This window comes from Erwinia phyllosphaerae (genome assembly GCF_019132875.1).
Lineage (GTDB): Bacteria > Pseudomonadota > Gammaproteobacteria > Enterobacterales > Enterobacteriaceae > Erwinia > Erwinia phyllosphaerae.
In genome coordinates, this window is sequence record NZ_JAHSPF010000002.1 from 495,930 (window position 1) to 513,403 (window position 17,474).

14 protein-coding genes, 1 tRNA gene and 1 pseudogene are annotated in these 17,474 nt (G+C 50.9%); 12 read left to right on the top strand and 4 right to left on the bottom strand.

The genetic code is table 11. The features are described from left to right. Positions 1 to 15: 15 nt before the first annotated feature. Both ybcJ and folD read right to left on the bottom strand, forming a co-directional pair. Positions 16 to 228: a ribosome-associated protein YbcJ gene (gene ybcJ / locus KUE00_RS05690; RefSeq protein WP_246758631.1), complete on the bottom strand. Its 213-nt coding sequence runs from the start codon at positions 226 to 228 to the stop codon at positions 16 to 18. Further along, positions 228 to 1,094: a bifunctional methylenetetrahydrofolate dehydrogenase/methenyltetrahydrofolate cyclohydrolase FolD gene (folD, locus tag KUE00_RS05695; protein ID WP_246758632.1), complete on the bottom strand. Its 867-nt coding sequence runs from the start codon at positions 1,092 to 1,094 to the stop codon at positions 228 to 230. Before folD ends, ybcJ begins: the two co-directional genes overlap by 1 nt. Before the next feature lie 183 nt (positions 1,095 to 1,277). Between folD and KUE00_RS05700 the strand changes: the two genes are divergently transcribed. After that, positions 1,278 to 1,354: transfer RNA gene (locus KUE00_RS05700), tRNA-Arg, on the top strand. 72 nt (positions 1,355 to 1,426) lie between these two features. Here the strand turns inward: KUE00_RS05700 and KUE00_RS21920 are convergent. Then, positions 1,427 to 1,543: pseudogene (locus KUE00_RS21920) on the bottom strand (hypothetical protein); the annotation flags it as partial. 616 nt (positions 1,544 to 2,159) lie between these two features. Between KUE00_RS21920 and KUE00_RS21925 the strand changes: the two are divergent. Next, positions 2,160 to 2,411, top strand: coding sequence for a hypothetical protein (locus KUE00_RS21925; RefSeq protein ID WP_425523562.1), 252 nt, complete (start codon positions 2,160 to 2,162; stop codon positions 2,409 to 2,411). Positions 2,412 to 2,776: 365 nt separating this feature from the next. On the opposite strand, the gene KUE00_RS21830 is transcribed toward KUE00_RS21925, so the two are convergent. Continuing rightward, complete coding sequence (locus KUE00_RS21830) at positions 2,777 to 2,905, bottom strand: hypothetical protein (protein ID WP_281434495.1); 129 nt, start codon at positions 2,903 to 2,905, stop codon at positions 2,777 to 2,779. A gap of 1,171 nt (positions 2,906 to 4,076) precedes the next feature. Between KUE00_RS21830 and KUE00_RS05710 the strand changes: the two genes are divergently transcribed. The 10 genes from KUE00_RS05710 (at position 4,077) to KUE00_RS05755 (ending at position 17,165) form a co-directional block, all read left to right on the top strand. Beyond that, the gene (locus KUE00_RS05710) at positions 4,077 to 5,036 is read left to right on the top strand and encodes a chemotaxis protein (RefSeq protein WP_246758633.1); all 960 of its coding nucleotides are present in this window, start codon (positions 4,077 to 4,079) and stop codon (positions 5,034 to 5,036) included. A 143-nt stretch (positions 5,037 to 5,179) separates the two neighbouring features. After that, a complete protein-coding gene (locus KUE00_RS05715) occupies positions 5,180 to 5,461 on the top strand; it encodes a hypothetical protein (protein ID WP_246758635.1) in 282 nt (93 codons plus the stop codon). 106 nt (positions 5,462 to 5,567) lie between these two features. Continuing rightward, positions 5,568 to 6,062 carry a DUF1198 family protein gene (locus KUE00_RS05720; protein ID WP_246758637.1) on the top strand — a complete coding sequence of 165 codons (495 nt, stop codon included), beginning with the start codon at positions 5,568 to 5,570 and terminating at the stop codon, positions 6,060 to 6,062. Between the two features lie 305 nt (positions 6,063 to 6,367). Beyond that, positions 6,368 to 7,093, top strand: coding sequence for a gluconate 2-dehydrogenase subunit 3 family protein (locus tag KUE00_RS05725; RefSeq protein ID WP_246758638.1), 726 nt, complete (start codon positions 6,368 to 6,370; stop codon positions 7,091 to 7,093). Between the two features lie 34 nt (positions 7,094 to 7,127). Next, the gene (locus KUE00_RS05730) at positions 7,128 to 8,897 is read left to right on the top strand and encodes a GMC family oxidoreductase (protein ID WP_246758639.1); all 1,770 of its coding nucleotides are present in this window, start codon (positions 7,128 to 7,130) and stop codon (positions 8,895 to 8,897) included. 6 nt (positions 8,898 to 8,903) lie between these two features. After that, on the top strand, positions 8,904 to 10,151 hold the full coding sequence (locus tag KUE00_RS05735; RefSeq protein ID WP_425523563.1) for a c-type cytochrome: 1,248 nt from the start codon (positions 8,904 to 8,906) through the stop codon (positions 10,149 to 10,151). A gap of 220 nt (positions 10,152 to 10,371) precedes the next feature. Next, complete coding sequence (locus KUE00_RS05740) at positions 10,372 to 10,854, top strand: hypothetical protein (RefSeq protein ID WP_246758641.1); 483 nt, start codon at positions 10,372 to 10,374, stop codon at positions 10,852 to 10,854. A 133-nt stretch (positions 10,855 to 10,987) separates the two neighbouring features. Beyond that, on the top strand, positions 10,988 to 16,108 hold the full coding sequence (locus KUE00_RS05745) for an AvrE-family type 3 secretion system effector (protein ID WP_246758642.1): 5,121 nt from the start codon (positions 10,988 to 10,990) through the stop codon (positions 16,106 to 16,108). An 11-nt stretch (positions 16,109 to 16,119) separates the two neighbouring features. Beyond that, positions 16,120 to 16,524: a type III secretion system chaperone gene (locus KUE00_RS05750; RefSeq protein ID WP_246758643.1), complete on the top strand. Its 405-nt coding sequence runs from the start codon at positions 16,120 to 16,122 to the stop codon at positions 16,522 to 16,524. A gap of 188 nt (positions 16,525 to 16,712) precedes the next feature. Continuing rightward, positions 16,713 to 17,165, top strand: a complete 453-nt coding sequence (locus KUE00_RS05755; protein ID WP_246758645.1) for an RcnB family protein — start codon at positions 16,713 to 16,715, stop codon at positions 17,163 to 17,165. The last annotated feature ends 309 nt before the right edge of the window (positions 17,166 to 17,474 follow it).

The window sequence follows — 17,474 nt, forward strand, 5'->3', positions numbered from 1 at the left end:
CGGCCCCTGATTTTTTTATTCAGTAACGGTAACGCTGTTGCCGTCGAAAGCGACAGTTTGACCGCTAACAATTTTGCAGCGTTTACGGGTTTCCACCACGCCGTCTACGGTAACGTAGCCATCAGCGATCAGCGCTTTGGCCATCGCACCGCTTTCCGCCCAGCCTTCCAGCTTCAGCAAATCGCATAAATCTACGTGTGGGTGTTTTCCCAGGGAAAAAGTTGCCATTATTCTACTGCTCCATCATGAAATTCTTCGCACGCCTGTAAAGTGTTCTGGATCAGCGTAGCGACGGTCATCGGGCCAACGCCGCCCGGCACTGGCGTAATATAAGAAGCCCGTTCGGCTGCGCTTTCAAAATCAACATCGCCAACGACCTTGCCGTTCTCCAGACGATTGATGCCGACATCAATCACAATGGCGCCCGGTTTGATCCATTCGCCAGGAATAAAGCCAGGCTTGCCAACGGCTACGACCAGCAGATCGGCGTGTTCGATATGACGACGCAAATCTTTGGTGAAGCGGTGCGTAACCGTAGTCGTACAGCCAGCCAGCAGGAGTTCCATACTCATCGGGCGACCAACGATATTGGATGCGCCAACCACAACCGCGTTCAGGCCAAAAGTGTCGATATTGTAGCGTTCCAGCAGCGTAATAATACCGCGTGGCGTACAGGGGCGTAGCTCAGGTGCACGCTGGCACAGACGGCCTACATTATAAGGGTGGAAACCATCTACGTCCTTTGATGGCGCAATACGTTCCAGTACTTTTACATTATCAATACCGTCCGGAAGCGGCAGCTGCACCAGGATTCCGTCAATCTCGCCGTCGTTGTTCAATTTATCAATCAACGCCAGCAGCTCGGTTTCGCTGGTGGACGCGGGCAAATCGTAAGAACGTGAGATAAAGCCAACTTCCTCACAGGCCCGGCGCTTGCTGCCGACATAAATTTGCGACGCAGGGTTTTCACCAACCAGCACCACTGCCAGGCCAGGCGCGCGTTTTCCCGCGGCCAGACGCTGTTGAACTTTTTCAGCAACCTCAAGGCGAACCTGCTGCGCAATCGTTTTACCGTCAATAATCTTTGCTGCCATCAGAAAGGGGATCCATCTGTGTTGAGTTGAAACGGGAGTTGGCGCCTATTCTGGCAGAAGCGAACGCCGCTGTCAGGCACAGATTCGAGGCGCGCTGCTTAATAGTGCAGCAACAGAATGCGCCGATAAGTAAAATCGTTGACTCGACGGTTTCGCGCCGTATAATCCGACCCTGTTCCCCATGCGCCCTTAGCTCAGTTGGATAGAGCACCGGCCTTCTAAGCCGTAGGTCACAGGTTCGAATCCTGTAGGGCGTACCAATCAAATCAGTGAATTACCGCTCCTGCTCTGTTTCAAATTTTCCTTGTGGGACAAATTTGAGACACGCATCCTCAAAGCTGTGTCGTATTTGTGTCGTGACTTGCCAAAAGTGGGTTAATTTTACGCGCATGCTCGGTCAGATGGTTCGGTGCCAGATGCGCATACCGGCGCGCCATTTCTATTGACTCCTTTGTCGGCCTCATACTTTCTGACGCGCAATCTATCAGCCTGCTCGCTTCCTTCCGCGTTAACCAGCCAATCCTTTTTTCGATCGGCTTTTTCGTTTTGATAACCGGATCCGTTTTTATTCGCCTCCATTCATTTGCCGGGCGCTTAACAGCAAGCGCATAAATGAAAGGTAATGGTTTTAAGTTTCTGCACTGACCGGCTTACCTCTAAAATTCGGCTCGGGTTTCCCATCCCGTAATGCCGCGTCACGCTGAACTTTTCATTTGCGATGATAATTACGTTTTACCATCTTGTTGGCTATTTTTGCGCCTTTTGCCGTAACCGTTATTATGTCACGGCTGGAGAAATGCCCGACCAAAAAGCCATCTTTACTTTGTCATCGTCCAGGCTGCATTTGTGCTCTTTTTCATCCAGCCAACGCAGGCAGGCATCCTTAAATGTCCGTGTCGGTAAATCTCCGATTTCATCAACTCGCCAGGCTTCCGCCTTCAGTTTTTCGTGAAGCTCTATTGTGGGAAATATACCAACACCAGATTACGATGATGTCATTACGCGGAGATAGCTGCTGGTCCACGATGTGAACAGAGAAAAGACCAAATGAGTAACGTATATAGTATGGTTTTTTGCTGTGTTCTTCTTTCCGGGTGTACTGGCGATACTCTGTCCTTTCGTCATCAGGACGATGCTCGTATAGAAAATAACGGTATATGCATTAAAACATCTCCGGGTGATATACTGGAATTTTATCTGTTAAGTTCTTCACTGGACAATTACCAGAAGCCACTTGTACTGGAAGACGGTATCGCTAAAAAATACCCTGACACATGCATCAAGGCTGACTTAAAAAAGCCGCCGATTATGATTTGATGTATATGCTTAACGAAAAAAAATATCGACTGAATTTTACTGTTGATAGTAACGGTAAAATACATAAACAAATACGATGACGATTGCTCAATACTCCTGCCCGGCAGTAGTCGGGCAGGAGTATTATATATCAGGTTTATGCATCGTAAACAGTTGCCTCAATCACACCTGCTTTAACGTTCTCTACTACCGAATTAAAAGCGTCTCTGATTACGCGTTCCGGGTTGTGAACCTAAATGTCAGCCTGCCCACACGCAGACGGACCTGTACCTCATACGATCACTTTAATGGAGCGGGGCCAGTCCCGGCGTGATAACTTCCGGTAAATCAATGGTGCCTTTATCGTTCTTATCGCTGCAGTTGAACTAAAACTCACCGGTAGTGAGATAGATAGCTGAAACGAACACCGCCTTACCGATCGTCTGAAACGTAGTCGTGATTTCCAGCCATTCCCCACCGGTTGGGTTAGCAATATCGTCGGCGCGGTCCTCCATAAATCTGGCAATCTCTGCTGCCCCATAGCCATCTTGTTGTGCTCGTCCCAAATTTTTCAGGGGTTAAGCTTCATACACTGATAAAGAGTGGAATGGTGACGGTGAAGTTAGAAACCCTCAATACAAGCCCTGATTAAACCTTACAGTAATGCCCTAAATCCCGGATAACAGGCATAAAAAAGCCCGCTTAAATAGCGGGCTTATCCAACACTGTGTAGTCTGGAACAAAATCAGCCAAAGGCTGGAAAACAGAACAATTCACTCTCGAACTACAGCACGTTAATGTGTAGCTTCAAAAATATAGACCATATGCTCAAAATTGCCGGGAATAAATGAATTTATTTTCAATTAAGTTGTTTTGCCTGCTGGTTTGCATTAGGTTGGAGTTTTTGTGTGGCGTTTGACCTTTATTTGCACAATTCAAGGAATGAAATTCTTCAGTTAGCGTGCGATAAGCGTGTCTTTCCCTACAAAAAAAGCCCGCAGGGGGCTGCGGGCAAAACGGTAGCAAATCTCATTGTTATGAACTTGTATTTTAAATGTTTTTAATAATTGAATATTGACTATTATCAAGCCAGAGGTAGATAGTCTGTTATCTCCAGACTTAGTGTTAAAAATTATTCTTATCTCTGTTTTGTAGCGGGTTCTTTAGTTAAAAATGGTTCCCTGTCGGAATTAATAAAATTTCCTGAACATCTACTAAAAACAGTGTGGATATTTATGGCAGATAAAACATGGCTAATTCAAAAAGCAATTATGAAAAGAGTATGCAATTTTTTTAAAAATGGATGTGATGAATCATCATTAATTCTCACCAGGTTTTTCTAAGCACCTTATCTAAAAGGGTTAAATACATACTGGCATATCTCCACTGGCGTTGGCACACTCCTTTATCTGGCAGAAAGTGAAGCGCGTTCATAAGCTTTTGACGCGAGAGAGACTACCTGACCGGCAAAAAAGAGCCGCCAGAATGGCTGGAAACAGCACCCGATACCGCCCGAGACGTTCAGCTGCTGGTTAGCCTGGGTGACGAATGATTAATGTCATAACTCTTTTATCCTCCCCCTGTACTTTTCTTCACCATTGCCGATAACACTGACAGAGTGATAAGCCGCGTGCCGTTGTACGCCGCTTACCAGCGTACAAACAGCCAGGCAACCCAGAGGTAGTGATGGATAATTTTCAGAAAGAGATTGATGAGAGAGCGAATCTCGCCTTATCCAATAAATTTGAGCTTCTGCTGTTCCGTTTAGGTTCAGATCAGAACGATGCAAAATCGGAACTGTTTGGCATCAACGTATTTAAGCTGCGCGAAATCGTTACCATGCCGCCGATTACCAAAGCGGCAGGTATGAAGTCACCGCTGCTGGGTATGGCCAATATCCGCGGTCAGTTTATTCCGGTAATCGATCTGCCTGCGGTAACGGGCTGCACGCCGGAAACCGGGCTGAATTTGCTGTTAGTTACTGAATACGCCCGCAGCACCCAGGCTTTTGCCGTTGAATCGGTGGACGATATCGTGCGTCTTAACTGGAACCAAATCCATACTGCCGAATCCGGGATCAGCAGCCGCAACATTACCAGCATCGCCTGTCTGGATGATAAAACCAACAGTATGGCAATGGTGCTGGACGTTGAGCAGATCCTTCACGACGTCATCCCTTCCGTACGCGACGTTAAAGCGGATGACGTTAAGCTGAAAGCGTTTAATATCAAACCGGGTTCAGTGGCGATTGTCGCCGAAGATTCTAAAGTGGCGCGGCAGATGCTGGAGCAAGGTTTAAAAGTAATGGGCATTCCAGCGGTAATGCACAACACGGGCCGCGAAGCCTGGGAAAAAATCAAGCTGATGGCCCAGCAGGCGATGGCGGAAGGTGTATCTATTCACGATAAAATCGCGATGGTATTAACCGATCTGGAAATGCCTGAAATGGACGGCTTTACGCTAACCCGTAATATAAAAGGTGATTTAGGCCTGAAAAATATTCCCGTGGTTATTCACTCTTCGCTTTCGGGCAGCGCCAACGAAGATCACGTCCGTAAAGTGGGTGCAAACGGTTATGTCGCTAAGTTCGAGATTAACGAACTTTCCGCGGTAATCCATAAAGTGCTGGAAGAAGCAGGCAACTGATAGTGACTGGCGGTTAGCTGACCGCCAGTAGCCTGACCTTAGTGGCTTTTATTACTTTCTGATACTGTTTTTATGGGTAGTGCACTGGCGAGAGGAAAAAAGTATTCTGTCCTCTCGCTCTGTCAGACCATAAGGAGATCAGGATGACAATGCTGGAAGTAATAAAAATCATTTATCTTAATAAAGAGAAGGGCGACTTCTTAAAATATGAGATCCTCGCCGATGAGACAGGTAAAGCCACGCTGGCTCTGGCGCACATATCGTTACAACATCAGGTTGGTCTGCTCTCTTATGCCGTGTGGACCAAGGTCGATGAAATAATTTTACCTGCCGAAAAAATGACGGGCCAGACGGCTGGCGAAACGCTACAGCTTGCTGTTGATATGTGTGTTAAACATCGTGCTGAGTGGCAGCAGCAAAATTAAAGTCACGCATTTTTCTGGTTAAAGGCTGTCTTTGTGCAGGTTTGCCTTCTACGCAAGCCTGCTGCTAATCTGGCGTCCTTCACGCTTGCTACTTTCGGAACTGTACATGATTTGGTTAATGCTTTTGACGCTGGCCGTGGTATTTATCATTGGTTTTCGCGTGCTTAATTCCCCTTCGCGACGCGCTACCGGCGCGCTGACTAAACGACTGAATATCGATCCGGTTTATGTTGAATCGTTGCTTAGCCTGATGGGACGTACTGCCGGAGAAGAGTTTGTCGCTTATCTTTCCCGCGACAGCGAGGCACACCTGAGTAACGCCGCCAGCGTGCTGTTAATCTGGCAGCTTTTTCTGGTTGACGAGTCCGAAGAGAATATTGCTTTCTGGCGCGGCGTACTGCGTGAAGCCTGGCTTCCCACCGAGCTTTCCGGCGAGCATGTTCGTCTGGCACTTAGCTTCCTGCGTGAACTGGAACCGGATGCACAGGAAATGCATGCGTTTCGCCTGCGTTATAACGCCCGCTTTGCGCCGCTGGCGGCTAATGAATCATCTGCGCAAAATAATGTTGTCTCTATCCATTCTCATTCTCATCACCACTGAATAATTTTTCCCGTCTGTTCAGCGCAGGCATTATCACCGGTTTGAATTATCTGCAACGTATTACAGGGGAAATGTACATTTATTCGGCAGAAAAGTAATGCGTACGCGCAATTTGCAATCAAAACATTTTAATATCAATTTAATTTCAAATTTATAACAAAGTTATAAAGCTTAACTAAAAATAAAATCACGTCAATTCTTACATTTAGACATAAATGTTATCCATAACATTACTGACTTTCTGGTCGATAACAAAATTTATTAAACCAAATTACATTTTATTATCACGTGAGAGTCGTAATGATATGTTGCTACAAAAAGAAACTACCCGGCGTAAGTTTTTACTGGGATCGCTATTAGCTTTACCGCTAGGCGAACTGGTCTTCAAAGGATTGACTGCGGCCCAGGCTGCGGAAATGGCCGCTCCCGATCTACTCGACTACAAACCCATTTTCTTCTCCGCCAGTGAATGGCAGTTTATTATGGCAGCCTGCGATCGTCTTATTCCCGCTGGCGGCAAAGGCAAGGCGCCTGGCGCACTTGAAACCAACGTACCGATTTTTATCGATCAGCAAATGCACGGCGATCTCGGCAGCGAAATTTATATGCAGGGACCGTTCGAGCCACACGCGCCCGCCACGATGGGTTATCAGATTCCATTCCGTCCACAACAGATTCTGCAAACCGGTATCCGCCTGATTGACGGCTGGTGCCAGCAACAGCATCAGAAAGCCTTTCACCAGCTGGCGACAGCGGATCAGGAAGCCGTGCTCAACCAGGTGCAAAAAAATCAGATCAGCTTCGCCGATCTTGGCGAAAGCGCGCTACAGGGATCGCAATTCTTCAGTGAGCTGCTCTCAAATACCAAACATGGCTATCTCTCCGATCCTATGTATGGCGGCAATAAAGGGATGAAGGCCTGGATAGCTATCGGCTTTCCCGGCGCGCGCGCCAGCTATATGGAGTGGGTAAAACAGCACAACGTGCCGTACCCGCTTGGCCCGATAAGCATCAAAGGCGAGCAGGCCTGAATTTTTCTCTGATTGCAGACTGACAGGATCAAAAATGGCAACGGTAAATAAAGAAGAAGTCGACGTCGTCGTCGTCGGCCTGGGCTGGGCTGGCTCGCTGATGAGCATTGAGCTGGCGATGGCCAGATTAAAAGTACGCGCGCTGGAACGCGGTGGCGACCGTGGATATGAAGAGTTTGCTTATCCTAAACCGGCAGATGAGTACGCTTACGGCGTACGTAATAAAGTAATGGCGACCCCGGCAGAAGCTGCTGTGACCGTCCGTTATAACATGAGTCAAACCGCATTACCGACCCGCAAATGGGGCGCCTTCGCACCCGGCACGGGCGTAGGCGGTTCCGGCCTGCACTGGACGGCGGTGCTTATTCGTCCCACGCCAACCGATTTAAAATTAAAAACCTATGCAGATCAGGCTTACAAGCCGGGTATCCTGCAGGAAGATATGCGTATCATGGATTTCCCGTTCAGCTGGGATGAAATTGAGCCGTACTACACTAAGTTCGAACATATTTGCGGGCAGTCTGGCAATACCGGCAATTTGCGCGGGCAAATACTGGAAGGCGGGGATCCGTTTGAAGGGCCACGTTCAGAACCTTATCCGCTCCCGGCACTGGAAGATACGCTAAACAATACAATGTTTGTTAAAGCGGCCAAAAAGCTGGGTTATCACCCCTTTCCGAATCCTTCCGCCTGTGTGTCGCGCGCCTGGACTAACCCTTATGGCAACCAGATTGCGCCATGCAACTACTGTGGCTATTGCAGTAAATATCCTTGCCTGAACTACTCTAAAGCATCGCCACAGACCGCCGTAATGGATGCGCTTAAGCGTATGGATAACTTTTCCTACGAAGTGCATGCCAACGTGATGAAAGTCGTGCTACATGACGATAAAAAAACGGCAAAAGGCGTAATTTATATTGATGCGCAAGGTAATGAGTGCTTCCAGCCGGCAAAAATTGTTGTGTTGAGCAGCTTCCAGTTTTGTAACGTACGCCTGATGCTGCTTTCCGGCATTGGCAAGCCTTACAATCCTGTTACCGAAGAGGGAGTGGTTGGCCGTAACTATGCCTTCCTGAGCAATGGCGGCTCGACGCTGTTCTTCAAAGACAAAAACTTCAATCCTTTTGCGACCGCAGGCGCCACCGGCCAGATGTTTAATGACATTTCGCCCGGCAACTTTGACGGTCCATCGCTGGGCTTTATTGGCGGCGCAAAAATCCATAGCTCGCAGGCAACCGGCACGCCAATCAGTACTGCGCTGCCAAAGGGCACGCCAGCGTGGGGAACCGGCTGGAAGGAAGGGCTGGAAGAGTGGTACGGCCATTCAATGAAAATCAGCATCACCACGACCTGCCAGTCTTATCGCGATATCTATCTCGACCTGGACCCGAACTATAAAGATGAATATGGCTATCCGCTGCTGCGTATGACTTTCGACTGGAAACAGAACGAGCTGAAACTGCAACAGTATCTGAAGGGGATAGTCAGTAATATCACCAAAGAGCTAAATCCGGACAGCTACAGCGAAAGTTTCCTGCCGATGGATGCGCATTTTGACCTGACCAAATATGTCTCTACCCACAACGTGGGCGGCGCGGTCATGGGCGATAACCCCAGAACGTCAGCGCTGAATAAATATTTGCAAAGCTGGGATGTCCATAACGTGTTTGTGCCGGGCGGTAATGCTTTTCCACAAAATTTCCAGGCTAACCCTACCGATACCATTGGCGCAATAACGCTGATGGCGGCGCAGGCTATTAAAGATATTTATTTGAAAAACCCCGGACCAATGGTACAGGCGTAAGCGATGATGAAAATTAAATATTTAATCGCCGGAGCCGGGCTGCTGAGCGCCGGTTCCGTACTGGCGGCAACGGCCGATAACAGCGAACTGCAACAGGGCGAATATCTTTCCCGGCTGGGCGACTGTAGCGCCTGCCATTCACTGCCAGGCAAAGCGCCATTCTCCGGCGGTCTGGCTATTGAATCTAATTTAGGTACGATTTATTCAACCAATATTACGCCGGATAAAGAGCACGGTATTGGCAATTACAGCGAACAGCAGTTTTCTGATGCGGTAAGAAAAGGCGTATTGCCGGATGGCTCACGGCTTTATCCGGCTATGCCTTATCCGGATTACGCCAAAATCAGCGATAAAGATATGCACGCGCTGTACACCTGGTTTATGCAGGGCGTAAAACCGAGTGCGGAAGCGCCGCCTGAAACCAGCCTGAGTTTTCCGTTCAGCCAGCGCTGGGGCATGCGCTTCTGGAACTGGGCGTTTGTTTCCGATAAGCCTTTCCAGCCTGTTGGCGGTGCATCGGCAGAGGTAAACCGTGGTGCCTATCTGGTGGAAAGCCTGGGACACTGCGGCAGCTGCCATACGCCTCGCGGTTTGGGAATGAATGAAAAAGCGCTGGACAGCGGCGATAAAACATTCCTTTCCGGCGGTAGCCTCAACGGTTGGGAAGTCCCTTCGCTGCGCGGTCTGCCGCGCTGGACGGAGCAGGAAACCGTTGATTACCTGGCGACGGGCCGTAACGATAAGGCGGCAGTAGGCGGCGAAATGACTTCGGTGGTAGAACACAGTACTTCTTATATGAGCGACGCCGACTTGAAGGCGATTACGGCATATCTGAAGTTTCTGGGCGGTAATCCCGCCGTTATTGCCAGCGATGACAAAGCAGCCAGCGCGACGGAAACCAGGCTAACGGCAGCCAAAAAACTGACTTCCGGCGAACGTCTCTATCTGGACAACTGTGGGGCCTGTCACTTTGTCACGGGCAAGGGCGCGCCTGGCGTGTTCCCACAGCTGGACGGGGCCACTATTGTTAACGCAGGCGATCCAACAGGGTTAATCCACACTATCCTTGCGGGCGCGCAGCAGCCTTCTACGGCGAAAGCGCCCTCCACGTTGGCCATGCCCGGTTTTGCTTCTCGCCTGAGTGATGAACAGGTCGCGCAGCTGGCAACCTTTATTCGCCAGGGCTGGGGTAATAAAGCGTCGGCGGTCAACGCGGGCGACGTGAAAAAGGTCAGAGAAACACTGAAGCATTAATGTCATAACGGAGAGGTGCAATGCCTCTCCGCAATTGTTTATAGTGGTTAGCCCTCATAAAAGGCGCACGCCTTTTTCCTCCACTTTCCGATAGTTTCACTCGTTACATCTTGTTTTCTGGAGAGATGCCGCATTTTGGTAAAGCTTTTGCCGTTGCGCTTTGAAAGAGGGAGGCGTACCGTTTGTTTATTGTTTCGCCGCTTATGACAGGAGTCACCGCATGGAAAGCCGCATGGAAAAAGTTGAAAACCAAAGTAGCCTGATGCAGCAGGATATTGCCACATTAAAAACCGATGTCTCAGTGCTGAAAACGGACGTATCGGTGTTGAAAACGGACGTATCGGTGTTAAAAACGGATGTATCGATGTTGAAAGCGGACGTATCGGTACTGAAAACGGACGTATCAGTGCTGCAAAAAGATATTTGCGAGTTGAAAATTGACGTTTCAGTCTTAAAAACCGATGTCTCAGTGCTGAAAACCGATGTTTCCCAGTTAAAGCAGGACGTATCGCTTTTGCAGCTGGACGTAGGCGTGATCAAATCTAATTACGCTACCAAAGAAGATATTCTCGGCCTCGATCTCAAAATAGAAGGGCTGAGGAGCGAACTGTATAAGGCTATTTCCGCCCAAACCTACTGGTTTGTCTCTGCGCTCTTTGGTCTCTTAGTCACCGGACTCGGGTTAGCTAAAATCCTTTTTTAGCCTGAACCGCGTCGTTAAACATTCACGCCGCTCGCGTTTTTTACTAATAAGAACAATCTATGACAGTGGGAACCGGGCCGGGTTTTCTACCACTTAGCTGAAGTTTTGGGTGTTTCAGTTAAGGAGATATTGCGTGCTATCGGGTATTAAAACAGCTTTTGCATCAGGCCTGAGCGGTATTGAGCGGCAGACATCAAAACAGCACGGCCAGGGTACGGCCCGTCAGCAGGATGCGGCTCCCACCCAACGCGGCGGCGGCACGTTGCAAAGCGTTGTCGGCGGACAGACTACGCTGTCAGGCCAGAATATACAGCAGAGCAATGCGGCGAGGACAACGGAACGGGGCCGTTTCCGCGCGTTTAGCCAGCTATCGCTCTTTCGTAAAAGCACCTCCTCGCAGCGGGGAGCGGCAGGAAAGCCACAGCGGGCAGAGGCGCCAACACCGCTGAATCGATTAGATGTGGCAATTCCGACCACGGCAGAAGGCTCGCTGGAGCACGAAATCAGTGCCCTCCTGGCAGAGCGGCAGGCGTATCAGGCTGAAGAACAAGCTTCGTTAGGGATACAGCTCAACGAGCAGCGCAACGCTACCGTCGCCGCGCCACAGGGGCGAGATGCCCAGCGCGCTTTGTTAAAGCAAACCATCGGCCATGAAAAAATGCGCTATCAGAGCGTGGTGGCCAGCAAAAATCATCAGCAACATACTTTGCTCGACGAGGGGGGGCGGTTGCTGTCACTCCATTCCTCGCGGGATGCACTAATTGGCGTGGCGCACAGCAGATCAGCGTGGGCAAAAGAAGAAACGCCCGGTAGCGCTTTTCCACGTCGAAAGGCAGCAGAAACTATTGAGCATGCGCTGACGTTAAACGCCGATGGAAGCGCCGTGCAGATCCGGCGCAGCAATAGCCCCGGGGTGCAAACAGCAGAGGAAAAGCTTCCCGATGCCGCCGTGCTCAGCCAGCTTTCCGGCATCTGGCATCAGCCCGCGTCCGAAGGTAGCCACGCATTTCGGCTTAGCAACGACAAGCTTTATCAGCTAACTTCGCATACCGAAGGCTGGCAAAAGGCGATGCTGGCTGGCGGTGACAAAGACCAGGCAAAGCTATCGCGTCAGGCGGATAACGCGCTTTATCTGGTACATGACGATTACCATTTATACAATTTGCAGACGCAGAGCCAGAGCGTGCGTTTTGCGGACAAGATAAGCAACGCGTCCGTGGCCGCTGACGGGCAAACGCTGGTGGTGTTGACCAACAATGAGAACAAGCAGCAAAGCGTCAGGCTGCTGCCGCGTTTTGACAGTTCGGCAGCCAGCCAGCGCACGCTACAGCTGATACCCGGCAAAACTTCGCTGGCGGCGCTGGCCCAGACCGATAGTCTGGTTATTGCGGCCGATCATCAGGGACGTTTGCTGGTGGCTAATCGTCCTGGCGAAGCAGACAAGCTGAATTTTGGCGATGCGCATAGCCTTACCCTGCGTGACAGGCTGCACCAGCAGATTGCAGAGGTAACGGGCGATCGCTTTCACGTGCTGAGTCTGCTTAATGGAGAAAACAATCAGCTGCATGCGGTAGTAAAAGACAGTATGGATCGGCAGCATGCTATCGCACTGAATCCGGATCCGGCCCGGCCGCAGGTCTCGTCCAGCTGGAACCTGAGCGACAGCCTGGTGATGGACTATCAGAAAGGGTTACCACAGCCTGCGCCTGAACGTAAAGATATTGTCGATATCGGCGCTAACGGCAAGCTGATGCTGCATGACGGAAAAGTGCATTTTTTTAATGAGTTGACTAACGGCTGGGAAGCCAGCGAGGTCAAAGCCGATCGACTACGCGCCGGTCAGGACGGCCAGGCGTGGGTGCTCAAAGATAACCAATTAAAAAGACTGAAAGTTAACGTTGCCAGCAACAAAATAAATTTTCAGCAGAACGCGTTTGCCCTGCATCAGATAAAAAAAAGCGTCAGCGAAGAGCTGGCCATGCCGGGCCTGGATAAGAATCAGGCCACGGTAGCTGCCAGCGTGCTGGACAACGGGCGTTTCGCTACGCTGGAAGAGAAAGGTGATATTCACTTTCATCACGTCGATACGGAAAGCCGCCGAAACAGACGACTGCCGCAAACGCTGACGCGTCAGGCGTTAAGCGAGGCGATGAACCGGGCTTCTGCCGCGCTAAGCCTGATCCCTGAGGACCGAGTGGATCATAAGGTTACAGATATCGTTATCGGCCCAGAGAGTCAGCTGTTTATTCTCAGCGACAAGGGCAAAGTATTCAGCCTGCCTGCACAAAGCTGGCAGCAGGGCAAACTGGACAAAATGCAGCTGGAGAAATTACCCGCGCAAATTAAGGATGAAGCAGACGAAACGCCCGATGCGCTTCCCGCCAGATTTTACGGTAATCAAAAGGAGGCGCTGCTGCTGGAGATGGATAACTCGCGGCTGCTGGCCAGAAGCGAGCATGGCTGGCATCCGGTTCCCTCCGCCTTTTCACCGGGCGACCGGGATGCTGAAAACATGGCCGATCGGCATTATGACAGGCTAAGCAGCGCTACACGTGATGCCAGACTAGGGAAAACCGGCATTACCTGGAAACGCGAAATCAATACGTTTGGTCAGTCCGGGCATGACGGTCATAAGGTTCATACGCCTTTCCGCACCCGACTGAGCACCTTCGTCTTTCGCCCCACGCTGGAAACGCCGCGACCGCTGAAAAATTTAGGCAGTCTTGTCCAGCACACTTACGGCGGCCGTCAGGGGTTGACGGCAATCTACCAGCAGCAAACTCATCAGCTGGCGGAACTGACCCGGCACCTCAAGCGGCAGCAAACCGGAAAACCGCAGGAGCCGCTTAGCCTGAGGTTAAAAGCGCTGGCCTCACAGGATAATTTGCCGAACTGGTTCAGCGAGATGCAGAGCTTTAACGCCGTTCTGGCAGACAGTGCAGCACTGCAGGCCGGGCTGCTTCAGCAGCACTATGGCGCTCAGAGCGGTGCCGTGCGGCAGATGGCAAAATTAACGAACGGCCTCAATCCCGCCAGCACGCGCAGCGACGAGTTGCTGGACAAGCTGCACCAGCTGTTCTCATCACAGCCGAGCGGCAAAGGTAATCATGCTCAGCTTACGCTAAACGCGCTAAAAAACGCGGGCGTAACGCTTTCTCACCAGAAACCTGCGGAGGCCATTCCGGCTGGCCTGCATCGTGATACGCACGATCCGCTGGGGCTGGTTAAGTCGCGCCTGATTCTGGACGGCCTGACCAATGTGAAAATGCACGATTTGACCACGCGCCTTAGCAGAGCGTTGCATCTACAGGGCGAACCGCGTGACAAAGCGCTGCGGGCGCTGGGCAATGAATTTCGTGCTTTGCGTGATGAAGAATGGGAAGGCAATCCGCTAAAGCAGGTAACCAGCCAGGGGTTTACCGGTAACGACCGGCTGGAAGCGAACTACGATGCCATTAAATCGATGACTAAAGCCTTTAGCAAAGCGAATCACGCCATGAACGTGACCACCCGAACGGTGATGCAGGCTGAAGATCAGCAGATGCTGGCCCGCAGAATGGGAGAAACGGTGCTGGCGATGGAGAAAGGTGAAAGCATCGCCTTTAGTCGGGCCTATGGTGCAGCGACCACGATGAGCGTGCTGCCCGGTTCACAGGTGATTGCCGGGGTTGGCGGCAGAGGCAGCCTGGACCGGGGTTACAATATGAGCCTGACGCGTAGCGAGGGCGGCGTAAACGTTAGTTTTGGCCGGGATGGCGGCGGTTCGCTGACGGCTTTTACCGGCATAGGTTATAACCTGCTAACGGGTTATATGAAAGATCCAGCGCATGACGTTGCTGTCGATCACCAGCGTAATCTGGCACCGGCTGTTCGCGTGGGCGGAGTGTTTTCCGCCACGCCACTGGACGTCAAAAAACAGAACAGTATCAGCTTTGAAATTACCGAAGCTGAACTGCCCACCTTTATTAAAGGGCTAATGGAAGGCACGCTGGAGCCGCTAACGTTACTCAATCGCGGCATCAATCACAGCGTCAAAAAGGGGGAGGTATTGAACGTTAGCCTGGATGCCAATGCGGCCGCGCTGGCTTCGGCCGGTATTCCCGTGACCAACAAACATGAAAAAGAGACGCCTGCCAGCTTCCGCGTGGGCGGCGGAGCCTATGCTGGCGTTAATTTGCTTTCCGGCACGCGCGAAAGAGGCAGTACCAGCAAAGAGGGCAGCAGTACGGAAAGCCGCAGTAACAATCGTCCGCGCGGCCTGAACAAGGCCAGCGTGGGCGTTAACTTTGCTTTACCGACGGGAGTATTGATCAAGGGCGCGGAGGGGCGTGTGCCGCTGTTTGCCGGGCCGGCCGCCAGCGTACAGCTTTCCATTGATAATCGTACAAAGCAAAGTCTGACGATAGAAACCAAAATGGCCCAGCCGCTGGAAGCGGTACATATCGATAAGCTAATGGAAACGCTGGGTAAGAAATTCAGCGATCCGGCAACGGCAGCGCTTATGGCCGCGTTAAAAGATAAAGAAGATGACGAAACACCGTTAACACCCGCGCAGAAACTGGACAAAATCGATGCCCATTTTACGCCGCGTAATCTCCGGCAAAAAAGTAATGAGCAGCAGGCGGCGCTACGCGATCTTGATAAGCACCTCCGTCAGCAAAGCGCGGCGGAAAAGGGCCAGAAACTGCTGCAAAACGGTGAGTATCAGACTACCTATGCCAATCTGAGCAAGGTAGACAGTAACGGCATCTGGCATCAGCTTTCTCATCTGCTGGACGGCAGCCTCAATGCCAGCAACGCCAATAAAATGCGCGAGCTAATGAAAGATGACCGTCAGCTACAAACGCTGATTGCCGCGCTTCAGGATAACGTCAGTACGGAGGCGACCGTAACGCTGGAGTTAAAGGATGACGTACGCGAAAAGCTGGAAAAACGCTGGCTGGAGCAGGGCAATAGTCCGGAAGAGATGAGGGCGGAACTTACCAGGCGCGATAATCTGCGGCTTAAGTCTATTGCCTTCAGCAAATCACAGGTCAAAACGGATGGCTTCGCCACGCCTGCTTTTTTGCTCGGCGGCTCTAACAGCGCGTCGGTTTCTATGAAGCGTAATCTGGGCAAGATCAGCTTCAGCTACGGCGAAAACCAGGATAACCCTGTGAATTACGCGCTGGAAGGGCGTATTGCAAAAGCGACAGCGGAGCTGGCCGGCGCTTTGCAGCAGGGGCAGCAGCAACACTATGTACTTAAAAGTTAACAGGAGTTTTTATGTCCGCAGCGCAACAGCTCAACCACTATCTGGCCTACTACGGCCGACGTTTAAACCTGAATCTTGGCCTGAAAAACGGCGTCTGTGCGCTGGTTGAACACCAGCGTGAAATAGCGATTATCGAACTGCCGCCCGACAGCGACTGCATTATTTTTCACTGTAAAATAGCCAGTCTGATTGGCACATCAGAGCCATACTTACGTATGCTGCTGGCATTAAATTTTGAGATGGACGCGATGCGTGGCTGCTGGCTGGCGACAGACGGCGACGAGGGGTTGCGCTTGTGTACCCAGCTGCCGCTGGCAGGACTGGATGCTGACCGATTTAGCAGTATGCTTGACGGTTTTATCAACCAGGTCCGCGACGTCGGCGAATTTTTGGCGGAAAATCGCGCGGTAGCCTGACTTATCACAAATTTTTATCAACGAAAAGGTTCACATTCTCCTCATAGTGTTAAGGGATGGTTAAGTCGCGGTAAAGTACAGTAATTACGGGAGTTTTAGGACTGTTAGATATGTTTTTGTAGCGCAATCTGGACAATAGTATTATCCAACGGCGCTACAGAAGCCGTAAGCAAATTGAGGATGTAACCATGAAAAAAACCACTCTGGCGCTGTTGATTACCGTATTTTCAGCGAGCACGTTGTTTTCTACCGTAACCCAGGCTGAAGGCCCTCCGGGACAGGACTGGCACCAGCAAGGTGGGCATGAAGGCCATGGTGGACCTGATGGGCATCATGGTCGTGACGATAGAGGCGGCCCGGATCGTGGTCATGGGGATTTTCGAGGACATGAAGGTCATGGTCCTGACCACCATTTTGAACAGCGCGACCGCTTTGCCTGGCAGGGGCATGAGTTTCACCGTGGACAACCGCTGCCGCCTCACTTCCGTGGCGACGATTACCGCGTAAACGACTGGCGCGATCGCGGCCTGCATGAGCCACCGCGCGGCGAACACTGGGCCTATATTGACGGCAACTATGTGTTGATTGCCGCTGCAACAGGCGTCATTACTTCTATTCTGTTAAATAACGCCTTCCACTAATGATTATGCGCTGGCCTCCACGAGGCTGGCGCTTTTAATTACCTGTTATTGCTTTCTTCTGCTGTTATTGCTTTCTTCTGCTGTTATTGCTTTCTTCTGCTGTTATTGCTTTCTTCTGCTGTTATTGCTTTCTTCCGCTGTTATTGCTTTCTTCCGCTGTTATTACTTTCTTCTGCTGTTATTACTTTCTTCCACTGTTATTACTTTCTTCCGCCGGTATTATTAACCTGCTACCTGCTACCTGCTACCTGCTACCTGCTACCTGCTACCTGCTACCTGCTACCTGCTACCTGCTACCTGCTACCTGCT

What these genes read in the sequence shown, in the direction of transcription:
- KUE00_RS05730 (WP_246758639.1), top strand. Translation starts at nt 7,128, where the DNA reads ATGGCAACGGTAAATAAAGAAGAAGTCGACGTCGTCGTCGTCGGCCTG.
- KUE00_RS05740 (WP_246758641.1), top strand. Translation starts at nt 10,372, where the DNA reads ATGGAAAGCCGCATGGAAAAAGTTGAAAACCAAAGTAGCCTGATGCAG.
- KUE00_RS05725 (WP_246758638.1), top strand. Translation starts at nt 6,368, where the DNA reads ATGTTGCTACAAAAAGAAACTACCCGGCGTAAGTTTTTACTGGGATCG.
- folD (WP_246758632.1), bottom strand. Translation starts at nt 1,094, where the DNA reads ATGGCAGCAAAGATTATTGACGGTAAAACGATTGCGCAGCAGGTTCGC.
- ybcJ (WP_246758631.1), bottom strand. Translation starts at nt 228, where the DNA reads ATGGCAACTTTTTCCCTGGGAAAACACCCACACGTAGATTTATGCGAT.
- KUE00_RS05720 (WP_246758637.1), top strand. Translation starts at nt 5,568, where the DNA reads ATGATTTGGTTAATGCTTTTGACGCTGGCCGTGGTATTTATCATTGGT.
- KUE00_RS05755 (WP_246758645.1), top strand. Translation starts at nt 16,713, where the DNA reads ATGAAAAAAACCACTCTGGCGCTGTTGATTACCGTATTTTCAGCGAGC.
- KUE00_RS05750 (WP_246758643.1), top strand. Translation starts at nt 16,120, where the DNA reads ATGTCCGCAGCGCAACAGCTCAACCACTATCTGGCCTACTACGGCCGA.
- KUE00_RS05710 (WP_246758633.1), top strand. Translation starts at nt 4,077, where the DNA reads ATGGATAATTTTCAGAAAGAGATTGATGAGAGAGCGAATCTCGCCTTA.
- KUE00_RS05715 (WP_246758635.1), top strand. Translation starts at nt 5,180, where the DNA reads ATGACAATGCTGGAAGTAATAAAAATCATTTATCTTAATAAAGAGAAG.
- KUE00_RS21925 (WP_425523562.1), top strand. Translation starts at nt 2,160, where the DNA reads ATGGTTTTTTGCTGTGTTCTTCTTTCCGGGTGTACTGGCGATACTCTG.
- KUE00_RS05735 (WP_425523563.1), top strand. Translation starts at nt 8,904, where the DNA reads ATGAAAATTAAATATTTAATCGCCGGAGCCGGGCTGCTGAGCGCCGGT.
- KUE00_RS21830 (WP_281434495.1), bottom strand. Translation starts at nt 2,905, where the DNA reads ATGGAGGACCGCGCCGACGATATTGCTAACCCAACCGGTGGGGAATGG.